The sequence below is a fragment of the Amycolatopsis sp. NPDC028719 genome (assembly GCF_055565395.1).
The window spans coordinates 34,438-50,230 of sequence record NZ_JBVHUL010000012.1; the positions used below are offsets into that span (position 1 = coordinate 34,438).

18 protein-coding genes are annotated in these 15,793 nt (G+C 71.3%); 6 read left to right on the forward strand and 12 right to left on the reverse strand.

Annotation, left to right across the window (positions count from 1 at the left end; translation table 11 throughout):
• Positions 1-53: 53 nt before the first annotated feature.
• Positions 54-1,637, reverse strand: a complete 1,584-nt coding sequence (locus tag ACZ4TR_RS40400) for a TROVE domain-containing protein (RefSeq protein WP_465293428.1) — start codon at positions 1,635-1,637, stop codon at positions 54-56.
• A 439-nt stretch (positions 1,638-2,076) separates the two neighbouring features.
• Here ACZ4TR_RS40400 and ACZ4TR_RS40405 point away from each other — a divergent pair, with 439 nt between their 5' ends.
• Together ACZ4TR_RS40405 and ACZ4TR_RS40410 are read left to right on the forward strand one after the other, a co-directional pair.
• Positions 2,077-2,970, forward strand: a complete 894-nt coding sequence (locus ACZ4TR_RS40405) for an LLM class flavin-dependent oxidoreductase (protein WP_465293429.1) — start codon at positions 2,077-2,079, stop codon at positions 2,968-2,970.
• 9 nt (positions 2,971-2,979) lie between these two features.
• The gene (locus ACZ4TR_RS40410) at positions 2,980-3,438 is read left to right on the forward strand and encodes a MarR family winged helix-turn-helix transcriptional regulator (protein WP_465293430.1); all 459 of its coding nucleotides are present in this window, start codon (positions 2,980-2,982) and stop codon (positions 3,436-3,438) included.
• A 4-nt stretch (positions 3,439-3,442) separates the two neighbouring features.
• Here ACZ4TR_RS40410 and ACZ4TR_RS40415 read toward each other — a convergent pair whose 3' ends face one another.
• The 6 genes from ACZ4TR_RS40415 to ACZ4TR_RS40440 form a co-directional block, all read right to left on the reverse strand.
• Positions 3,443-3,658, reverse strand: coding sequence for an acyl-CoA carboxylase subunit epsilon (locus ACZ4TR_RS40415; RefSeq protein WP_364518810.1), 216 nt, complete (start codon positions 3,656-3,658; stop codon positions 3,443-3,445).
• Positions 3,655-5,292, reverse strand: a complete 1,638-nt coding sequence (locus ACZ4TR_RS40420) for an acyl-CoA carboxylase subunit beta (RefSeq protein WP_465293431.1) — start codon at positions 5,290-5,292, stop codon at positions 3,655-3,657. The genes ACZ4TR_RS40415 and ACZ4TR_RS40420 overlap by 4 nt, the downstream gene beginning before the upstream one ends.
• 64 nt (positions 5,293-5,356) lie before the next feature.
• Positions 5,357-6,004 (reverse strand): response regulator transcription factor, encoded by a 648-nt coding sequence (locus tag ACZ4TR_RS40425; RefSeq protein ID WP_364518806.1) that lies wholly within the window; start codon positions 6,002-6,004, stop codon positions 5,357-5,359.
• Positions 6,001-7,104, reverse strand: coding sequence for a sensor histidine kinase (locus tag ACZ4TR_RS40430; RefSeq protein ID WP_465293432.1), 1,104 nt, complete (start codon positions 7,102-7,104; stop codon positions 6,001-6,003). The genes ACZ4TR_RS40425 and ACZ4TR_RS40430 overlap by 4 nt, the downstream gene beginning before the upstream one ends.
• Positions 7,105-7,138: 34 nt before the next feature.
• On the reverse strand, positions 7,139-7,930 hold the full coding sequence (locus tag ACZ4TR_RS40435) for an SRPBCC family protein (protein WP_465293433.1): 792 nt from the start codon (positions 7,928-7,930) through the stop codon (positions 7,139-7,141).
• A 56-nt stretch (positions 7,931-7,986) separates the two neighbouring features.
• Entirely contained in the window at positions 7,987-8,403 is a 417-nt protein-coding gene (locus tag ACZ4TR_RS40440) for a MarR family winged helix-turn-helix transcriptional regulator (RefSeq protein WP_285999899.1), read from the reverse strand.
• A gap of 77 nt (positions 8,404-8,480) precedes the next feature.
• Between ACZ4TR_RS40440 and ACZ4TR_RS40445 the strand changes: the two genes are divergently transcribed.
• Entirely contained in the window at positions 8,481-9,041 is a 561-nt protein-coding gene (locus tag ACZ4TR_RS40445) for a flavodoxin family protein (protein ID WP_465293434.1), read from the forward strand.
• Positions 9,042-9,050: 9 nt separating this feature from the next.
• Here ACZ4TR_RS40445 and ACZ4TR_RS40450 read toward each other — a convergent pair whose 3' ends face one another.
• Positions 9,051-9,416 carry a winged helix-turn-helix transcriptional regulator gene (locus ACZ4TR_RS40450; RefSeq protein ID WP_364518798.1) on the reverse strand — a complete coding sequence of 122 codons (366 nt, stop codon included), beginning with the start codon at positions 9,414-9,416 and terminating at the stop codon, positions 9,051-9,053.
• Positions 9,417-9,498: 82 nt separating this feature from the next.
• Here ACZ4TR_RS40450 and ACZ4TR_RS40455 point away from each other — a divergent pair, with 82 nt between their 5' ends.
• Entirely contained in the window at positions 9,499-10,350 is an 852-nt protein-coding gene (locus ACZ4TR_RS40455; RefSeq protein WP_465293435.1) for an NAD(P)-dependent oxidoreductase, read from the forward strand.
• Positions 10,347-11,084 carry an SDR family NAD(P)-dependent oxidoreductase gene (locus tag ACZ4TR_RS40460; RefSeq protein WP_465293436.1) on the forward strand — a complete coding sequence of 246 codons (738 nt, stop codon included), beginning with the start codon at positions 10,347-10,349 and terminating at the stop codon, positions 11,082-11,084. Before ACZ4TR_RS40455 ends, ACZ4TR_RS40460 begins: the two co-directional genes overlap by 4 nt.
• 52 nt (positions 11,085-11,136) lie before the next feature.
• Here the strand turns inward: ACZ4TR_RS40460 and ACZ4TR_RS40465 are convergent, their stop codons facing one another.
• Positions 11,137-11,904 (reverse strand): NAD(P)H-dependent oxidoreductase, encoded by a 768-nt coding sequence (locus ACZ4TR_RS40465; protein ID WP_465293437.1) that lies wholly within the window; start codon positions 11,902-11,904, stop codon positions 11,137-11,139.
• 71 nt (positions 11,905-11,975) lie between these two features.
• Between ACZ4TR_RS40465 and ACZ4TR_RS40470 the strand changes: the two genes are divergently transcribed.
• Positions 11,976-12,974, forward strand: coding sequence for a GlxA family transcriptional regulator (locus ACZ4TR_RS40470; protein WP_465293438.1), 999 nt, complete (start codon positions 11,976-11,978; stop codon positions 12,972-12,974).
• Between the two features lie 149 nt (positions 12,975-13,123).
• Here ACZ4TR_RS40470 and ACZ4TR_RS40475 read toward each other — a convergent pair whose 3' ends face one another.
• The 3 genes from ACZ4TR_RS40475 to ACZ4TR_RS40485 form a co-directional block, all read right to left on the reverse strand.
• Positions 13,124-14,032 (reverse strand): LysR family transcriptional regulator, encoded by a 909-nt coding sequence (locus ACZ4TR_RS40475; protein WP_465293439.1) that lies wholly within the window; start codon positions 14,030-14,032, stop codon positions 13,124-13,126.
• 132 nt (positions 14,033-14,164) lie between these two features.
• Positions 14,165-14,776, reverse strand: a complete 612-nt coding sequence (locus ACZ4TR_RS40480; RefSeq protein ID WP_465293440.1) for a TetR/AcrR family transcriptional regulator — start codon at positions 14,774-14,776, stop codon at positions 14,165-14,167.
• A 15-nt stretch (positions 14,777-14,791) separates the two neighbouring features.
• Complete coding sequence (locus tag ACZ4TR_RS40485; RefSeq protein WP_465293441.1) at positions 14,792-15,610, reverse strand: class I SAM-dependent methyltransferase; 819 nt, start codon at positions 15,608-15,610, stop codon at positions 14,792-14,794.
• Between the last annotated feature and the right edge of the window lie 183 nt (positions 15,611-15,793).

Here is a 15,793-nt window from a genome sequence, read left to right on the forward strand (position 1 = left end):
GAGGGGCGCCTCCAGGGCTCAAAGATCCCTGAAGGCGCCCCTCACGGCTTCTCTCAGAACGGCCAGTCGGCGTTCCGCCCAGCCTCGAGCAGGGGAATCATCCGGAACCCCTGGTCGGTCAGGCCGCCGAACGTGTGCCGGTGCGCGGTGCCGGACGGCGCGTGACCGTACCGGTAGCCGGCCAGGTTCCACGTGTACAGCGGCACGTGTGCGGGCAGCGCCTGCCCGACGTCACCGAAGCCGGCCTGCTCGTCGGTGAGGATGACGACGCGGTCGTGCTTCGCGAAGTGCTTCCGCAGCGCGCCCGCCGTGTTCGTCCCGCCGCCGAGGAAGAAGCCGCCGGACCTCCAGCGCTCGACGTCGCTCAGCAGCGACCCGCCCCGGCGCAGCCTGAACACCTTGGTGCGCGTGCCGCCCAGCAGGCGGTCCGAGAACGAGACGACGTCGGCGTCCGCGCACCGGCGGCCCAGCGCGAGGCCGAAGACCGCGGCGGCGTCCCAGCGCATCAGGGTGCCGTCGCGGCTGAACCCCATGTTCATCGACGACGAGGTGTCGACGAGCACGAGCGTCCGGCCGGGCAGCTCGGGCACGTTCGCCAGCGAAAGCGCGATCGCCTGCTCGAGTGCCCACGCCCAGCGCAGCGACGGCGCGGCCCGGTAGGCCGACAGGAACCGCATCGGCAGCTGCCGCGACTTCGCGACCTGCGCCGGATCGGCCAGCCGCCCGGCGACGCGCTGCGCGACCTCGTCCGAGACGCCGGCCTCGTCGAAGTTCCTCAAGTTCCGCAACAGCGCCATGAAACCCATCGACGGGATCAGTGCCTCCCAGACGCGCGCGTCGAGCGGACCCTGCAGCCAGCCGGCGACCGACTCCCACGTCATGCCGGCCGCGCGGAGGACGTCCGCGGCGTCCGGCTGCGCGAACAGCGCACGGCGACGCGGAACGTCCCACGCCGTCAGCTCGGCGCGGGCGCGCAGGACCTCCAGTGCGTCCGGGAGCGGGTTCCCGCGGTCGTGCCGCTCGTCGAGGACGTGCTTGAACAGCTGGCCCTGGGCGGGATCGCGCGGGCCCGGATGGGTCAGCTCGAGGACGTCGGCGAAGCGGAACACCCGCGCGGCCGAGTCCCACTTGACGTACGCGCGCTCGTCGTAGAGCTTCCGGGCCGCGTCGGCCACGCCGCGCTTGACCGGCTTCGGAATGGTCTTGCCGTGCACGGAAGTCCAGTAGGCGAGCAGCTCGCCGGGCTCGTCGGCCCGCTGCAGGACGTCGGCGACGACCTGGCGGCCGAGCCCGTCGAGCCCGGCGTCGAGGCGCGCCTTGGCGAACTCGGCCGCGCCGACGAGCGACGCGGTGCGCAGGTTCGCTTCGGTGCGCAGCCAGCGCAGGAACCGGGCCGTCCACTGTGGATCCTCGAGGGTCGCGGCGTGGACGAGCGCGGTGTAGCGGGTGTCGCGCGCACCGGCGGACTCGTAGAAGGTGTGCTCACCGACCATGTTGGTGACGGCGAGCAGGAAAAGCTCGGACCGGGCGTCGCGCGCGTAGCCGGCGCCACCTTCGTGGGTGACGGCGGACGGCGTGGCCTCACCGCGGACCGGCGAGCTCGCGGCGGGCGCGCGGGCGGTGTTGAACTTGCTCATTTCTCCCCCTCGTGATGAGGGAGCCGCGGCCACGGCGATGCCCGAGTTCGAAGTCGGTGAAGGTACGTTTGCTGCTCTGCCATGCTGAGCTACCGGACCGGAACGGCCCGGGAGGGATTCGAACCCCCGACCTGCCCATTACAAGGAAGTAACCCTCGCCTGCGCACCGGGCATCGGTGTGGCCGCGGCTCCCGAGAACTTTCCGCACCGGGAGTGCGTTGCCCGAGATCGAAGTGGTGAAGGCTTTCGGGAGTCGAACCCATGGGATACCAGAGAAGTAACCCTCACCGCCGCACCGGGCGAGACCCACGTTAGCCGCCGCACCGGCCGGAGGGAACCGAATATCCGCGCGGTCGGCGCGGAGTGGCGAACCGCCAGTAGTTCGTGCTGGGAACTATGTATCATAAGTTCGTAACACGAACTAACACTGGGAGGAATTATGACGCACTTCGGCATCGGGGTGTCCACAGCTGTCGCCGCCGTACCCGACACCCTGAACCTCGCCGTCCAAGCCGATCGCGCCGGGCTCGACGTGCTCACCGTGTCCGATCACCCCTACTTCGCCGACCGCCTCGACGCGTACGCCGAGATCGGTGTCCTGCTGGGACGCACCGAGCGGATCTCCGGCCTGGTCAGCGTCACCAACCTGCCGACGCGCCCCGCGCCGATGCTCGCTCGCACGATCACGTCGCTGAGCGCCTTGACCGGTGGCCGGATCGTGCTCGGGATGGGCGTCGGCGGCCTCTGGGACGACATCGCGCGGCTCGGGTTCACCAAGCTAACCCCCGGACAGGCCGTCCGTGCCTTCGAGGAGGGGATCCGGCTGGTGAAGCTGCTGGGCGGGGGCGGCGAGCCGGTCACCTTCGACGGCGAGTTCTACCAGGTCACCGCCCTGGAGCCGGCCGCGGAAGCGATGCCGCCGGTGTGGACCGGCTCGGTGGGGCCGAAGTCGCTCGCCGTCACCGGACGCGTGGCCGACGGGTGGATGCCCGGCCGCGCCGCCGACTGGCTCAGCGAGCGCTACCGCACCTCACGCCCGGTGATCGACCAGGCCGCCGTCGACGCCGGACGCGATCCCGGCGACATCGCCACCGTCTACAACTTCCCCGGTCGCATCACGGCGGAGCCGCTGCGCGCCACCCGCGGTGACGACGGCCGCTGGATCGGCGGCTCACCGGACCAGTGGATCGAGGAGCTGACCGGCGCGGTGCTGGAGCACGGCGCGGCCGGATTCGTGCTCTTCGGGCGCGGCGGCACCACACCCGACGCGGTCGCCGCCGCGCGCTGGGCCGAGGAGATCGTGCCCGCCGTGCGCGAGGCCGTCGCGAAGTAGGGTGGTGAGATGGGGAAACGCGGGGAGGACCTCGGCGTCGTCGCCGGGCTCGTGCGGGCGTCGTTCCTGGTGAACGCCGTCTACGCCGAATCCGCCCGCGAGTACGGGCTGACCGTCCAGCAGGGACAGCTGCTGTGCGTGCTGATGGGCCGGCCGTACGGCATGGGCGACCTCGGCGCGACGCTCGGCCTCGAAAAGTCCAGCCTGACCGGGCTGGTCGACCGCGCGGTCCGGCGCGGGCTCGTGCGCCGCGAGCCGGACCCGGACGACCGCCGCGCGGTGCAGGTCGTGCTGACGGCGGAAGGCCGCGACCTGGCGGAGGACTTCTACGCGGCGACGTGCCGGCGCGTCGCCGACCTGGCGGACGGCCTGCCCGCCGCGGACCGGGAAAAGCTGGCGACGCTGCTGGGCCGGGTCGTCCGCGAGAACGAAGTCCCGACCGTGTTCCTCGACGCCGTTCAGCGCTGAAAGGTCAGCTGGGGAAACCCGAAGCGCGCCAAGCACCTTCGCCGGGGTGAAGCGGCTTACGCAGCGAAGCGGCGTGATCGCCCCACCACGACGTACGCGGCTTCGGCTTCCGCGCGGGCCGAGCCGCCGACGCCGCGGCGACGACCGCCGTCAGCGCCGCCAGCTCGGCGTCGCTCGGGTTTCCGCGAACCACCCGCAGCAGGGGCTTCTCCTCGCTCACAGCGGGATGTTCCCGTGCTTCTTGGGCGGCAGCGACTCGCGCTTGTCTCGCAGCAGCGACAGCGCCCGCGCGACGTGCCCGCGGGTGTGCGCCGGCACGATCACCGAGTCGACGTAGCCGCGCTCGGCCGCCGCATACGGGTTGAGCAGTGTGTCCTCGTACTCCTGGATCAGCTCGGCGCGCAGCGCGTCGACGTCCTGGCCTTCGGAAGCCGCCTTCGCGAGGGTCTTGCGGTGCACGATGTTCGCCGCGCCCTGGGCGCCCATCACCGCGACCTGCGCGGTCGGCCAGGCGAGGTTGATGTCGGCGCCGAGGTGCTTGGAGCCCATGACGTCGTACGCGCCGCCGTACGCCTTGCGCGTGATGATCGTGACCAGCGGAACCGTCGCCTCCGCGTAGGCGTAGATCAGCTTCGCACCGCGGCGGATGATGCCGTTCCACTCCTGGTCGGTGCCCGGGAGGAAGCCCGGGACGTCGACGAAGGTGAGCACCGGGATGTTGAACGCGTCGCAGGTGCGGACGAACCGCGCCGCCTTCTCGGACGCGTCGATGTCGAGGCAACCGGCGAACTGCGTCGGCTGGTTGGCGACGACGCCGACGCTCTGCCCGTCCACGCGGCCGAAGCCGACGATGATGTTCGGCGCGAAGAGCTCGTGGACCTCGAGGAAGTCGCCGTCGTCGACCACGCGGGTGATGACCTCGTGCATGTCGTACGGGGTGTTCGGCGAGTCCGGGATGATCGTGTCCAGCTCGCGGTCCGAGTCGGTGACGTCGTCGAAGAAGCCGGCCGGGGTGTCCGACGGCTCGAACACCGGCGCGTCGGAGAGGTTGTTCTGCGGCAGGTAGGAGAGCAGTTCCTTGACGTAGGCGATGGCGTCTTCGTCGTCGTTGCCGAGGTAGTGCGCGACGCCGGACTTCGTGTTGTGGGTGCGGCCGCCGCCGAGCTCCTCGAAGGTGACGTCCTCGCCGGTGACCGTCTTGACGACGTCCGGGCCGGTGATGAACATCTGCGAGGTCTCGTCGACCATCACGACGAAGTCGGTGAGCGCGGGGGAGTAGACGTGGCCGCCCGCGTTCGCGCCCATGATCAGCGAGATCTGCGGGATGACGCCGGACGCCTTGACGTTGCGGTTGAAGATCTCGCCGTACAGGCCGAGCGAGACGACGCCTTCCTGGATGCGCGCGCCGCCGCCTTCGTTGATGCCGATGATCGGCCGGCCGGTCTTGATGGCCAGGTCCATCACCTTGACGATCTTCTCGCCGTAGACCTCGCCGAGCGCGCCGCCGAACACCGTCACGTCCTGGCTGAACACGCACACCGGACGGCCGTCGACGGTGCCGTAGCCGGTGACGACGCCGTCGCCGTACGGGCGGTTCTTCTCGAGCCCGAAGTTGGTCGAGCGGTGCCGGGCCAGCTCGTCGAGCTCCACGAACGAGTTCTCGTCGAGCAGCAGCTCGATCCGCTCGCGCGCGGTCTTCTTGCCCTTGGCGTGCTGCTTCTCCACCGCGCGGGCCGAGCCCGCGTGCACCGCCTCGTCGTACCGGCGGTACAGGTCGGCCAGCTTGCCGGCCGTGGTGTGGATGTCCGGTTCATCCTCGGGCGGCGTCCCGAGCGGCTCCGTCGCACTGCTCATGCCACGGGAGCTTAGCTACTTGCCGGTCACTTCGCGTGTGGCGTAGGCAACGTCCCCGGCCGGGTCACGACGCGGTCGGCCGCACCAGGCCGGACTCGTACGCCGCGATCACCAGCTGCGCCCGGTCGCGCGCCGCCAGCTTGTGCAGCAGCCTCCCGATGTGCGTCTTCACCGTCGCGATCCCCAGGTGCAGCCGCGAAGCGATCTCGTCGTTCGACAACCCCCGCGCGATCAGCGCCAGCACCTCCTGCTCACGCGCCGTCACCCCCTCCAGCCGCTTCACCGGGCCCGTCGGCAGCCGCGCGAACTCCGCCACCAGCCGGCGCGTCACGGAAGGCGCCAGAAGCGCGTCCCCCGACGCCACGACCTCGATCGCCGCCAGCAGGTCCGCCGGCCGCGTGTCCTTCAGGAGGAACCCGCTCGCGCCCGCGCGCAACGCCGCGTACACGTACTCGTCGAGGTCGAACGTCGTGAGCATCAGCACCCGGACCGCCGACTCCGCGCAGATCCGGCGCGTCGCCTCGATGCCGTCCATCGACGGCATCCGGACGTCCATCAGCACGACGTCCGGCTGCTCGCGCCGCGTCAGGGCCACCGCCTCGACGCCGTCCGACGCCTCGCCGACCACCTCCAGGCCGGGTGCGCTGTCCACCAGCACCCGGAAGCTGCCGCGCAGCAACGCCTGGTCGTCGGCGATCAGGACGCGGGTCATCCGGCCACCACCGTTTCGTAGGGGAGGCGCGCGAACACGCGGAACCCGGCCTCCGCCGGCTCCGCGGAGAAGTCGCCGCCGTAGACGGCCACGCGCTCGCGCATGCCGATCAGGCCGTGGCCCGGGGTCGCGGAGCCGCCGCGGCCGTCGTCGCGCACCTCGATGCTCACTTCCCCCTCGCCGCCCGTGACGCGGACGCGGCACGTCGTCGCGCCCGCGTGCTTGACCACATTGGTCAGTGCCTCCTGCACGATCCGGTACACCGACTGGCCGACGCCACCCGGCAGCTCGTCGAGCCCCTCGACGGCGAGATCCACGGACGGGCCCGCCTGCTCCGCGCGTTCGGCGAGCGTGCGCAGGTCGTCGAGCGTCGGGGCGGGGGCGAGCGCCGGGACGCCGGTGCCGTCGCGCAGCACGCCCAGCATCCGCCGCAGCTCGGCGAGCGTCTCACGGCTGGTGTCCTCGATGACCCGCAACGCTTCCCGCGCCTCAGCGGGCTGTTCCAGGGCGACGTGGTTGCCGACGGCCGCCTTCACGGCGATCAGGCTCATGCTGTGCGCGACGACGTCGTGCATCTCGCGCGCGATCCGCAGCCGCTCCGCCGAAACCGCTTCCCGCGCGTGGTTTTCCCGCTCGGCCGCGGCGTACTCGCGGCGCCCGTGCACGGCGACGCCGAGCGCGAACCCGACGATCAGCGCCGACGTCCCGAAGTTGACGGTGGTGGCGACGCTCGGGTTCGGCACCACGAACGCGGCCAGGCCGATCCCGGCCAGCCCGGCCGCGAACCCGAACCGCGACGCGCGGCTGCCCCGGTGCACCACGAAGGTGTAGAGCGCGCACCCGGCCGCCACGACGGCGACCGCCAGCACCGGCCCGCCGATCGGCACGGCCGCGGCGGTCAGCGCGAGCGCCGCGACGTAGGCGGGCCGCGGCCACCAGCGCCGCAGCAGGATCGGCGTGACGCTCGTCAGCAGGATGGTCCAGCCGAGCCACGCGGGCAGCCACGGCGGCAGCGCCCACGCCCCCGCGGCGAGGTTCCCGCCGGCCCCGAACGCCAGCACCAGGACCGCGAGCGCGTCCAGCACCACGCGAATTCGCATGCACCGAACGTAATGCGGACGCCCGCGCCGCGCGTCAACCCTGGGTCGGACGCTCCGCGTAATGCTTCTTCACGGCTTCGACGCGGTCGGGCGTCCAGTCCGGCAGTTCGACGCCGTGCGTGGCGGCGAACAGCTTGTCGAGCTGCTCGTGGCGCCGGGCCAGCTCCGCGACGACGTCGTCGGGCGCGGGCTCGGTGAACTCGACGCGGGTGCCTTCGAGGGGATCCTGGACGACGTGCCAGCCGGGTTCGTCCGGGAGCAGCGCGCGGACCTCGTCCACCGGCTTCCAGACGAGGTCCCGGCGGAAGCGGATCGTGCCGTCGGGGAGGACCTCGCCGAAGCCGAGGCCGAACTCCTCCACATAGGACGCCATGCGGGCGTGCCAGTCCGCCGGCTGCTCGAAGCCGCGGCCGGCCAGCCGCGCGTCGAGGGCGTCGAGGCAGACGTCCCAGCCGCTGGCGTTGCGGCCCGCCGCGAGCTTCGCGATCGCCGGCTCGCCGCGGCCGAAGGTGTGCGTGAACTCCAGGAGGCTGCCGTCGTCGTCGGGGGTGATCAGCCAGCGCAGGGTGTCGTCGTTCCAGACGAACGTGAACTCGCGCGGCGGGTCGGCGGTGACGACCTTCCCGGTCGTCGTCGTGTCCTCGCCGGGGAAGGTGAACCGGATCGCGCCGCCGTCGCGCAGCTCGACGTCCACCTTCGCCGGGAACCAGTGCGCGAGCTCGGCCGGGTCGGTGATGGCGTGCCAGACCTTCTCGGGCGCGTGCTTCAGCCGGCGTTCCAGCCGCAGGACAGGGCGATCATCGACGGTCAGCAGCTTCGCGGACACGGCGTCCTCCCGTTGGGTTGCCTGTGCCCGTATATAACCACTGAGGCATATGCGGGTCAAGCGCCGCGGACGGCACTGACCGCGGCGGCGAGCTCCGGGTCGCTCGCGGCCTTGTCCAGCGAGGTCCGCAGCACCGAGCAGTACGTCGGCTCGGTCTCGGCGTAGCGCTTGCGACCGGCGTCGGTGATCACCGAGTAGACGCCGCGGCGGTCGTCTTCGCACAGGTCGCGGATCGTCAGGCCGGCGTCTTCGAGGCGCGCGCACATCCGGCTGACCGAGCTCTGGTTGAGCCCGATCGCCTCGGCGAGCTCCTGCATCCGCAGGCCGCCGCGCGGACCCGCGACCAGCTTGCCGAGCGCGCGGTACTCGGACAGGCCCAGCCCGTGCCTTCGTTGCAGTGCCTTCCCCAAGTCCTGCTCGATGCGGGCGTGCAGCACGAGCATGCGTCCCCAGGACTGTTCGTCGACGGTCATTTCCGGCCTCCTCTTGACACCAGCATAGTCCAGGGACAGTCTTTATATGTACATGCAAGTAACTGAGGGGACTCGAGATGACGCGGAACTTCCTCTTCCTGGTCGGCGCGGCGCGGGCCGGCGGGAACACGGAGATGCTGGCCCGGCGGGCGGCCAAGGAGCTGCCTTCCGATGTCGAGCAGCGGTGGCTCCGGTTGCCCGAGCTGCCGCTGCCGCCGTTCGAGGACCGCCGTCACGGCGCCGGTTCGCACCCTGAGCCCGGCGAGAACGAGCAGCTGCTGATGGACGCGACGTTCGCGGCGACCGACATCGTGATCGTGTCGCCGGTGTACTGGTACTCGGTCGCGGCGAGCGTGAAGCTCTACCTGGACTACTGGTCGGGCTGGATGCGGCTGCCGGTCGACTTCAAGCCGAAGATGCGCGGCAAGTCGCTGTGGGGCGTGAGCGTCCTGAGCGAGACGCCGCGCGAGGCCCAGCCGCTGATCGGCACGCTCGAGCTGTGCGCGGAGTACCTCGGCATGAACTGGGGTGGCGTGCTCCTGGGGAACGGCAGCCGCCCCGGCGACGTGCTCCTGGACGCCGACGCGATGTCCGCGGCCTCGACGTTCTTCACCGGTGCGGACCTGGTGACCGCCTAGGCGCCGCGATCACGCTCGAGGAGTGTGCGGCGGCGCGGGGGTGACGCCACGGCGCTTCGCGATGCCGGCCATGTTCTCCTCGCCCCAGTCGCCCAGCGGCAGCAACGCGGTGTTCAGCCGTTGCCCCAGCTCGGTCAGCGAGTACTCGACCTTCGGCGGGATCTCGTGGAACACCTCGCGGTGCACGACCTCGTCCGCCTCCAGCTCCCGCAGCGCCTGGATCAGCATCTTCTCGCTGATCCCGCTCACTTTCCGCTTGAGTTCCCCGAACCGCAGCGGCTCGGCGTGCAAGGCCCAGAGGATCAAGGCCTTCCAGCGACCGCCGACGACGTCGATCGCCGCGTCCAGTCCGCAGCGGTAGGTTCTCGCCAGCATGCAGGATCCTTACCTTCGGGTGGGTACCTGACTTATTAGTCGGTACTTGTCCATCGTAAAGCGCGCCCGCAGCATGATCGGCATGGGAGAAAGCAAGAAACAAGTGGGCGTGCTCGGCCTGGGCCGGATGGGTTCGGCCCTCGCCGGCGCGTTTTTGGGGGCGGGCCACGACGTCGTGGTGTGGAACCGGTCGCCGCTCAAGGCGGGGCCGTTGCTCGACCGCGGCGCGCGGCTCGCGGCCACGCCGGCGGAGGTGGCCTCGGCGGACGTCGTCGTCAGCTGTCTGTCCACATACGACAGTCAGCGGGCGGTGCTGGAAGCCGCTTCCCCGAAGGTGCTCGTCAACCTCACGTCGGGAACCCCCGCGCAGGCTCGTGAGGTCGCTTCGTGGGCGTCGTCGGCGGGGATCGACTACGTGGACGGCGTCATCATGGCGGTGCCGCAGGGCATCGGGACCGCGGAGTCACGGATCCTGTACAGCGGATCGGTGCCGGCGTTTTCGGCGCAGCGCGAGGTGTTGTCGGTGCTGGGGGAGCCGGTGTTCCTCGGCGAGGACGCCGGTCTGGCGGCGCTGTACGACCTGGCGCTGCTGGGCATCATGTGGTCGACGATGGCCGGGTACCTGCACGCGCTGGCGTTGGTGGGGACCGAAGGCGTCACGCCTTCGACGTTCACGCCGATGGCGTTGTCGTGGCTTTCGGCGGTCGGCGGGTTCCTGCCGGGGATCGGCGCGCAGGTGGCCAGTGGCGACTACGAGACCGACGTGTCCGCATTGGACATCAACGCGGCCGGACTCGGCCTCTTGGTGGAGACGAGCCGCGCGCAGGGGATCGGGTCTTCGGTGCCGGCGGCCGTACGGGAGCTGTTCGACCGCGCGGTGGCGGCGGGCCACGGTGCGCACGCGATCGCCAGCGTCATCGAGGAGATCCGGTGAAGTACTCGGGGAAGAAGGCCGTCGTCACGGGCGGCACGCACGGAATGGGGCTGGCGGTGGTGCGGGCGCTGGCGGACGGCGGCGCGGAGGTCCTGGCGACCGGCCGCGACGTGTCGGGACTGGACCTGCCGGCGCACCTGCTGTCGTCGGACGCTTCGTCGCTGGCCGACATCGACTCGCTGGCTTCGGTCGCCGCGGACACCCTCGGGTCGGTGGACCTGGTGTTCATCAACGTCGGTTTCGCGACTTTGACGCCGTATTCGGAAGCGACTCCGGAGATCTACGACCGCACGTTCGACGTCAACGCGAAGGGCGCGTACTTCACGGCCCAGCGGCTGGCCGGGCTGGTGCGGCCGGGCGGGTCGTTCGTGTTCACGACGTCGGTGGCGGCCGGGGCAGGGATCGCGGGAATGGGGCCGTATTCGGCGGCCAAGGCGGCGGTCCGGTCGTTCGCGCTGACGTACGCGGCCGAGCTGGCCCCGCGCGGGATCCGGGTGAACGTGGTCAGCCCGGGCTACACCGACACTCCGACGATGGGGGTGACGGGGGTGCCGTCTTCGGTAATGGCGGCCTTCAAGGCGACGGGCGACGAGGTGACGCCGCTGAAGAGACACGCGAGGCCGGAGGAAGTCGCGGCGGCGGTGCTGTTCTTGGCGTTCGAGGCGACGTTCACCACGGGAGCGGACCTCCCGGTGGACGGCGGCTTGGGCCAGCGGCTCACCCTCCCCGCGTAAAGCCGTGAAGGGCACATCGAGGGACTTCGGGTCTCTCGATGTGCCCTTCACTTCAGGTGAGATGGACGGCCAGGCCCGTCTCGCCGGGTGCGCGGTCAGGACGCAGGACCAGGTCTTCGTCGTAGTCGCCGCCGTGCTGGGTCCGGAACGGGATCGGGTCGGCTGTCTCCAGCGTGCGCAGACGTTCGCGTAGGCGTTCTCGGGCTTCGGCGAACTGGTCGTCCGGGAGCCGGTCGGCACCGTAGACCGGGAGGGGCTCCAGGACCGACATTCCCGCGTAGAACAGAGTTCCGTGCTGCAGCGGCCACAGGACTTCGTTTAGTTCGCCGTTCACCCCGCGCGGACCCAGGGCCGGCTCGCGGGCCCCCGCGGTGAGCACCACCATCGCGCGCTTGCCCGCGAGCCTGCCTTCGCCGTAGCGCAGTGTTCGGCCGTCCGCCGCGCGGACGCCGTAGCCGAACCCCTTCACGAACACGCGGTCGAACCAGCCCTTGAGGATCGCGGGCATGCCGTACCACCACAACGGGAACTGCACCACGACCGTGTTCGCCCAGTCGAGCTTCTCCTGCTCGGCCACGATGTCCGGGCTCAGCTCACCGCGTGCGTGCGCCCGGGCCGACGTCGCCCCGACGACCAGCCGCTCGTCGTCCGCCTCGGCGCCGAAGTCGGCCGCGTCGACCACCGGGTTCCACTTCATCGCGTACAGGTCCGACTCCCGGACGTCGTGACCGAGCTCGCGGAGCGTCCGGAGCCCGTCGTCGCGAAGGGCCCCGCTCAGCGAGCGCGGCTCGGGATGCGCGTAAACCCACAAGACGTTCATGACCTCGATGGTCACGCGGGCCGGCGCCTCGATCGAGTGGCCTGATAGCCAACATGTGCAAGAATCGAGCCATGGCCGCTTTCGTGCACCCTTCGCGTCACCACGTCGCCGTGCTGGTCAGGCACGGCATGCTCGTGATGGAGCTGGGCATCGTCCACCGGCTCTTCGGGCAGGCGCGCTCGGCGTCGGGCGAGCCGCTGTACGAGGTCGTGACCTGCACCCTCGAACCCGGCCCGGTCCGCACCGACTCCGACTTCACGATCCCGATCGACCGCGGTCCCGAGGTGCTGGCGGAAGCCGACACGGTGATCGTCCCGGCATCGCTGGCCGAGTACGAGCCGATGGCGCGCGTGCTGACCCCGCCCCTCGCGGCGGCGCTGGACCGGATCCCGGCGGACGCGCGGATCGCGTCGATCTGCACGGGCGCGTTCGTGCTCGCCGCGGCCGGCCTCCTCGACGGCCGCCGCGCGACGACCCACTGGCGCTCCGCCGACGACCTGCAGAACCGGTTCCCAGAGGTCGAGGTCGACCCGTGCGTCCTCTACACCGACGACGGCAACGTCCTGACGTCCGCGGGCGTCGCGTCCGGAATCGACCTGGTGCTGCACATGATCCGCCGCGACCACGGCGCGGCCGTCGCCAACGAGGTCGCCCGCGGCACGGTGGTGTCCCCGCACCGCGAAGGCGGCCAGGCCCAGTTCGTCCGGCGGCCGGTACCCGAGCCGCGCACGTCGTCGACGAAGGCGGCGCGAGCGTGGGCGCTGGAGAACCTGCACCGCCCGCTGACGCTGCGCGAACTAGCCGCCCGCGAGGCGATGAGCACCCGGACGTTCACCCGCCGCTTCCGCGACGAGGTCGGCATCTCGGCCCTGCAATGGCTGACGCAGCAACGGATCGAGCGCGCCCGCCAGCTGCTGGAGGAGTCGGACCTGCCGGTCGACCGCGTCGCGGCGGAGGCCGGCTTCGGCACGGCGGCATCGCTGCGCCAGCACTTCCAGGCCGCCCTCGGAGTGTCACCGAGCGCATACCGCACGACGTTCCGCGGCGAGCTGACGGCGCAGGCCGGCTGAATTCCGCGCCCAGGCGACAGCACCCGGCACGGCTTTACGTGGTCACGGAGGCGTGGTCGCCGGCCGAGCAGCTGCGTGCGCTGTTCGAGCCCGAGCCCGAGCCCGAGCCCGAGGCCGCGGACGTGCGGGCGCCACCGGTGATCCCTCGGTCACCCCGCCGGGACGGCTCGCGGTCGAGATAGTGCTTCGCTGACCTCGACGGCCGTCCGGACGAACCGCGCGATCCGCAGGTCCCGTGCGCCCGCCGGCCAGGCGAGGGCCAGAGAGTACGGCGTCGCGTCGGCGACGGGCCGGTAGACGACGTCGGCCCGCGGGTGCCCCTCCGCGAACGACACCGGCAGCAGCGCGATCGCCTGCCCGAGTGCGATCGTCTCCAGCAGCTGCGCGCTGTCGTGCACCACCGGCCCCGGCGTGACCGGGCCGCCGGTCACGTCCCGGCCCGACCAGTAGGCCCGGTCGGCGGCCGACGCGTCCGGCCAGGACGGCGTCGCCCGGCCGGTGAAGTCCGCGCAGGTCAGCGACGCCCGGTGCGCCAGCTCGTGCCGCACCGGGAGCGCGGCGACCCGAGGCTCGGTCACGAGCACCTCGACGTCCAGGTCGCCGTGGCCGCCCGGGCAGCCGACCAACGCCACGTCGGCCGGGCCGTCGCGCAGTATGGCCGTCCGCGCGCCGAACCCGCCGAACCCGCCGAGCCGGATCTCGACCGGGTCCGGGTGCCGGTCGGCGATCCGCTGCAGCAGTTCGGTGGCGAACCCGGGTTTCGCGGTGACGACGAGCGCCGGCAGCTCCTGCGCCGCCCGGCGAGTGCGCCGGACGGCGGCCGTGACCGCGTCCAGTGCCTTCGCCGACTCCGTGAACAGGACGTTCCCAGCCGGTGTCAGCTCGACGTGCCGGCTGGTGCGTTCGAAGAGCTGGACGCCCAGCCGCCGCTCCAGCAACCGGATCGCGCGGGACAACGGTGGCTGCGCCATCCCGAGCCGCTCGGCGGCGCGGGAGAAGTTCAGCTCTTCGGCGACCGCGCGGAAGTACCGCAGCTCACGGACCTCGACGTCGTCCACACCGCGAGGGTATCGCGGCGGAGCCCATCGGTCTTTGCCTTTCTGCCGTGCGAATGGCGGCCTAGGTGTCGAGAATTCCACAAAGGACGGATACCGATGGCGGAAACCCTGTGAAGCGGGCGAAGGGCGGTGTCAGGGTGCGATGCCGTCGAGGGCCGCCCGCACCACCGAGTCCACCGTGGGCGGGTCGAGCGGGCCCGTGTGCGGGAAGACCGCCGCCATGACCGAGGCGTGGCAGTAGCCGACCAGCATGGCCGCCGTCGCGTCCACTTCGGACTCCGGGCGCAGCCTGCCGAGGGTGCGCTCCTCCCTCAGGTAAGCCAGCAGGCGGTCGCGCCAGTAGCCGGATCGCTCGCTGATCTCGGCGAACCGCTCCAGCACCCTCGGCTGCCCGAGCAGGCCGCTGAACGCCGGCACGATCACCTCGTGCAGGGCGAGGCCGAACTCCAGGTGGCGGCGGAGGTTCCCCTCCAACGTCCCTTCGCCGGCCACCGGCAGCTCGCCCAGCTCGGCTTCCGTCGTGCGCACGTGCTCCAGGAGGGCCCTGGCCACCAGCTCCTCCTTGTCGGAGAAGTGGTTGTAGAGCACGCCGTCGGCGACACCCGCCATGCGCGCGATCTCGCGCACGGTCATCCCGGTCGTCCCGTGCGTGGCGATCATCTTCTGAGCGGTTTCGACCAGCAGGTCGTGCAGGGACTGGCCGTCCCGCTGAGCCGCGGCTTTCCTCGGTGACATCACCGCCATCGTAGAACCAGCGTCCTAGGACCTCCTTCCCGTGACCAGCCACGCCGCCCCGCGCAGGCGGACCGCCTCCGGGCCCGCGAACGGCTCGAGCGCCGCCGTCAGCGCTTCGGTCGCCTTGGCGGCGGTCGCGGTGTCGACCATGCCCAGGTGGTGGCGGACCGGCCCCCAGTCGCTGATGAACCGCGCCGCGTCCGGGACGTCACGGCCCCAGACCTGGTCGGCCTCGACGCGGGTGCACTCCACGTCCTCGAAGCCGGCTTCGGTCAGGACCGCCGTCGTGCGGCTCGGGTCCGCGAACGACGTCGGGCCGCTGCCGTCCGGACCCGTCGGCTGGGGGAGGTACGCCGCCATCGCCCCGAACACCTTGCCGAGATCGGTGCCGGCGAGCGCCGCCATGCAGAGGAACGCGAGCCGTCCGCCGGGGCTCAGGGCCCGCCGGACGTTGGCGAACGCCGCCACCGGATCGGCGAAGAACATCACCCCGAACCGGCTGACCGCCAGGTCGAACCCGCCTTCGGCGAACGGGTGCACCTGGACGTCACCCTGTTCGAAGGCCACGTTCGGCACCTCCGCCGCCCGTGCCCGCGCGGTCGCGAGCATCGGCCCGGACAGGTCGACCCCGGTCGCCGACCGGGCCCGCGCCGCCGCGAGCCGCGTCAGCCGGCCGTTGCCGCAGCCGATGTCGAGCACCCGGTCGTCCCGGCCCACCCGGTCGAGCACGTAGCCGTTGAACCCGTCGTTCACCGCGTCGTAGCGGTCGGCGTGCGACGCCCAGTGCTCCCCCTCGTAGCCGTTCCAAGCCTCGGCCTGCGCGGTGTTGACGATCCCGGTCATCCCCATCTCCTTCATCGTGAACACGCGTTCATGAACACTCGTTCATAGTTGCCAAGGCGCGGGTGCCTGTCAAGGCATCGGCCACCCGCCGACGGATGTCGGCCAGGTGGCAGATCTTCCGGCCGGGCGATCGCGCAAGACTTCTCATCAGCGAGGCAAACCGCCTCCGACCAGCACAAAGGA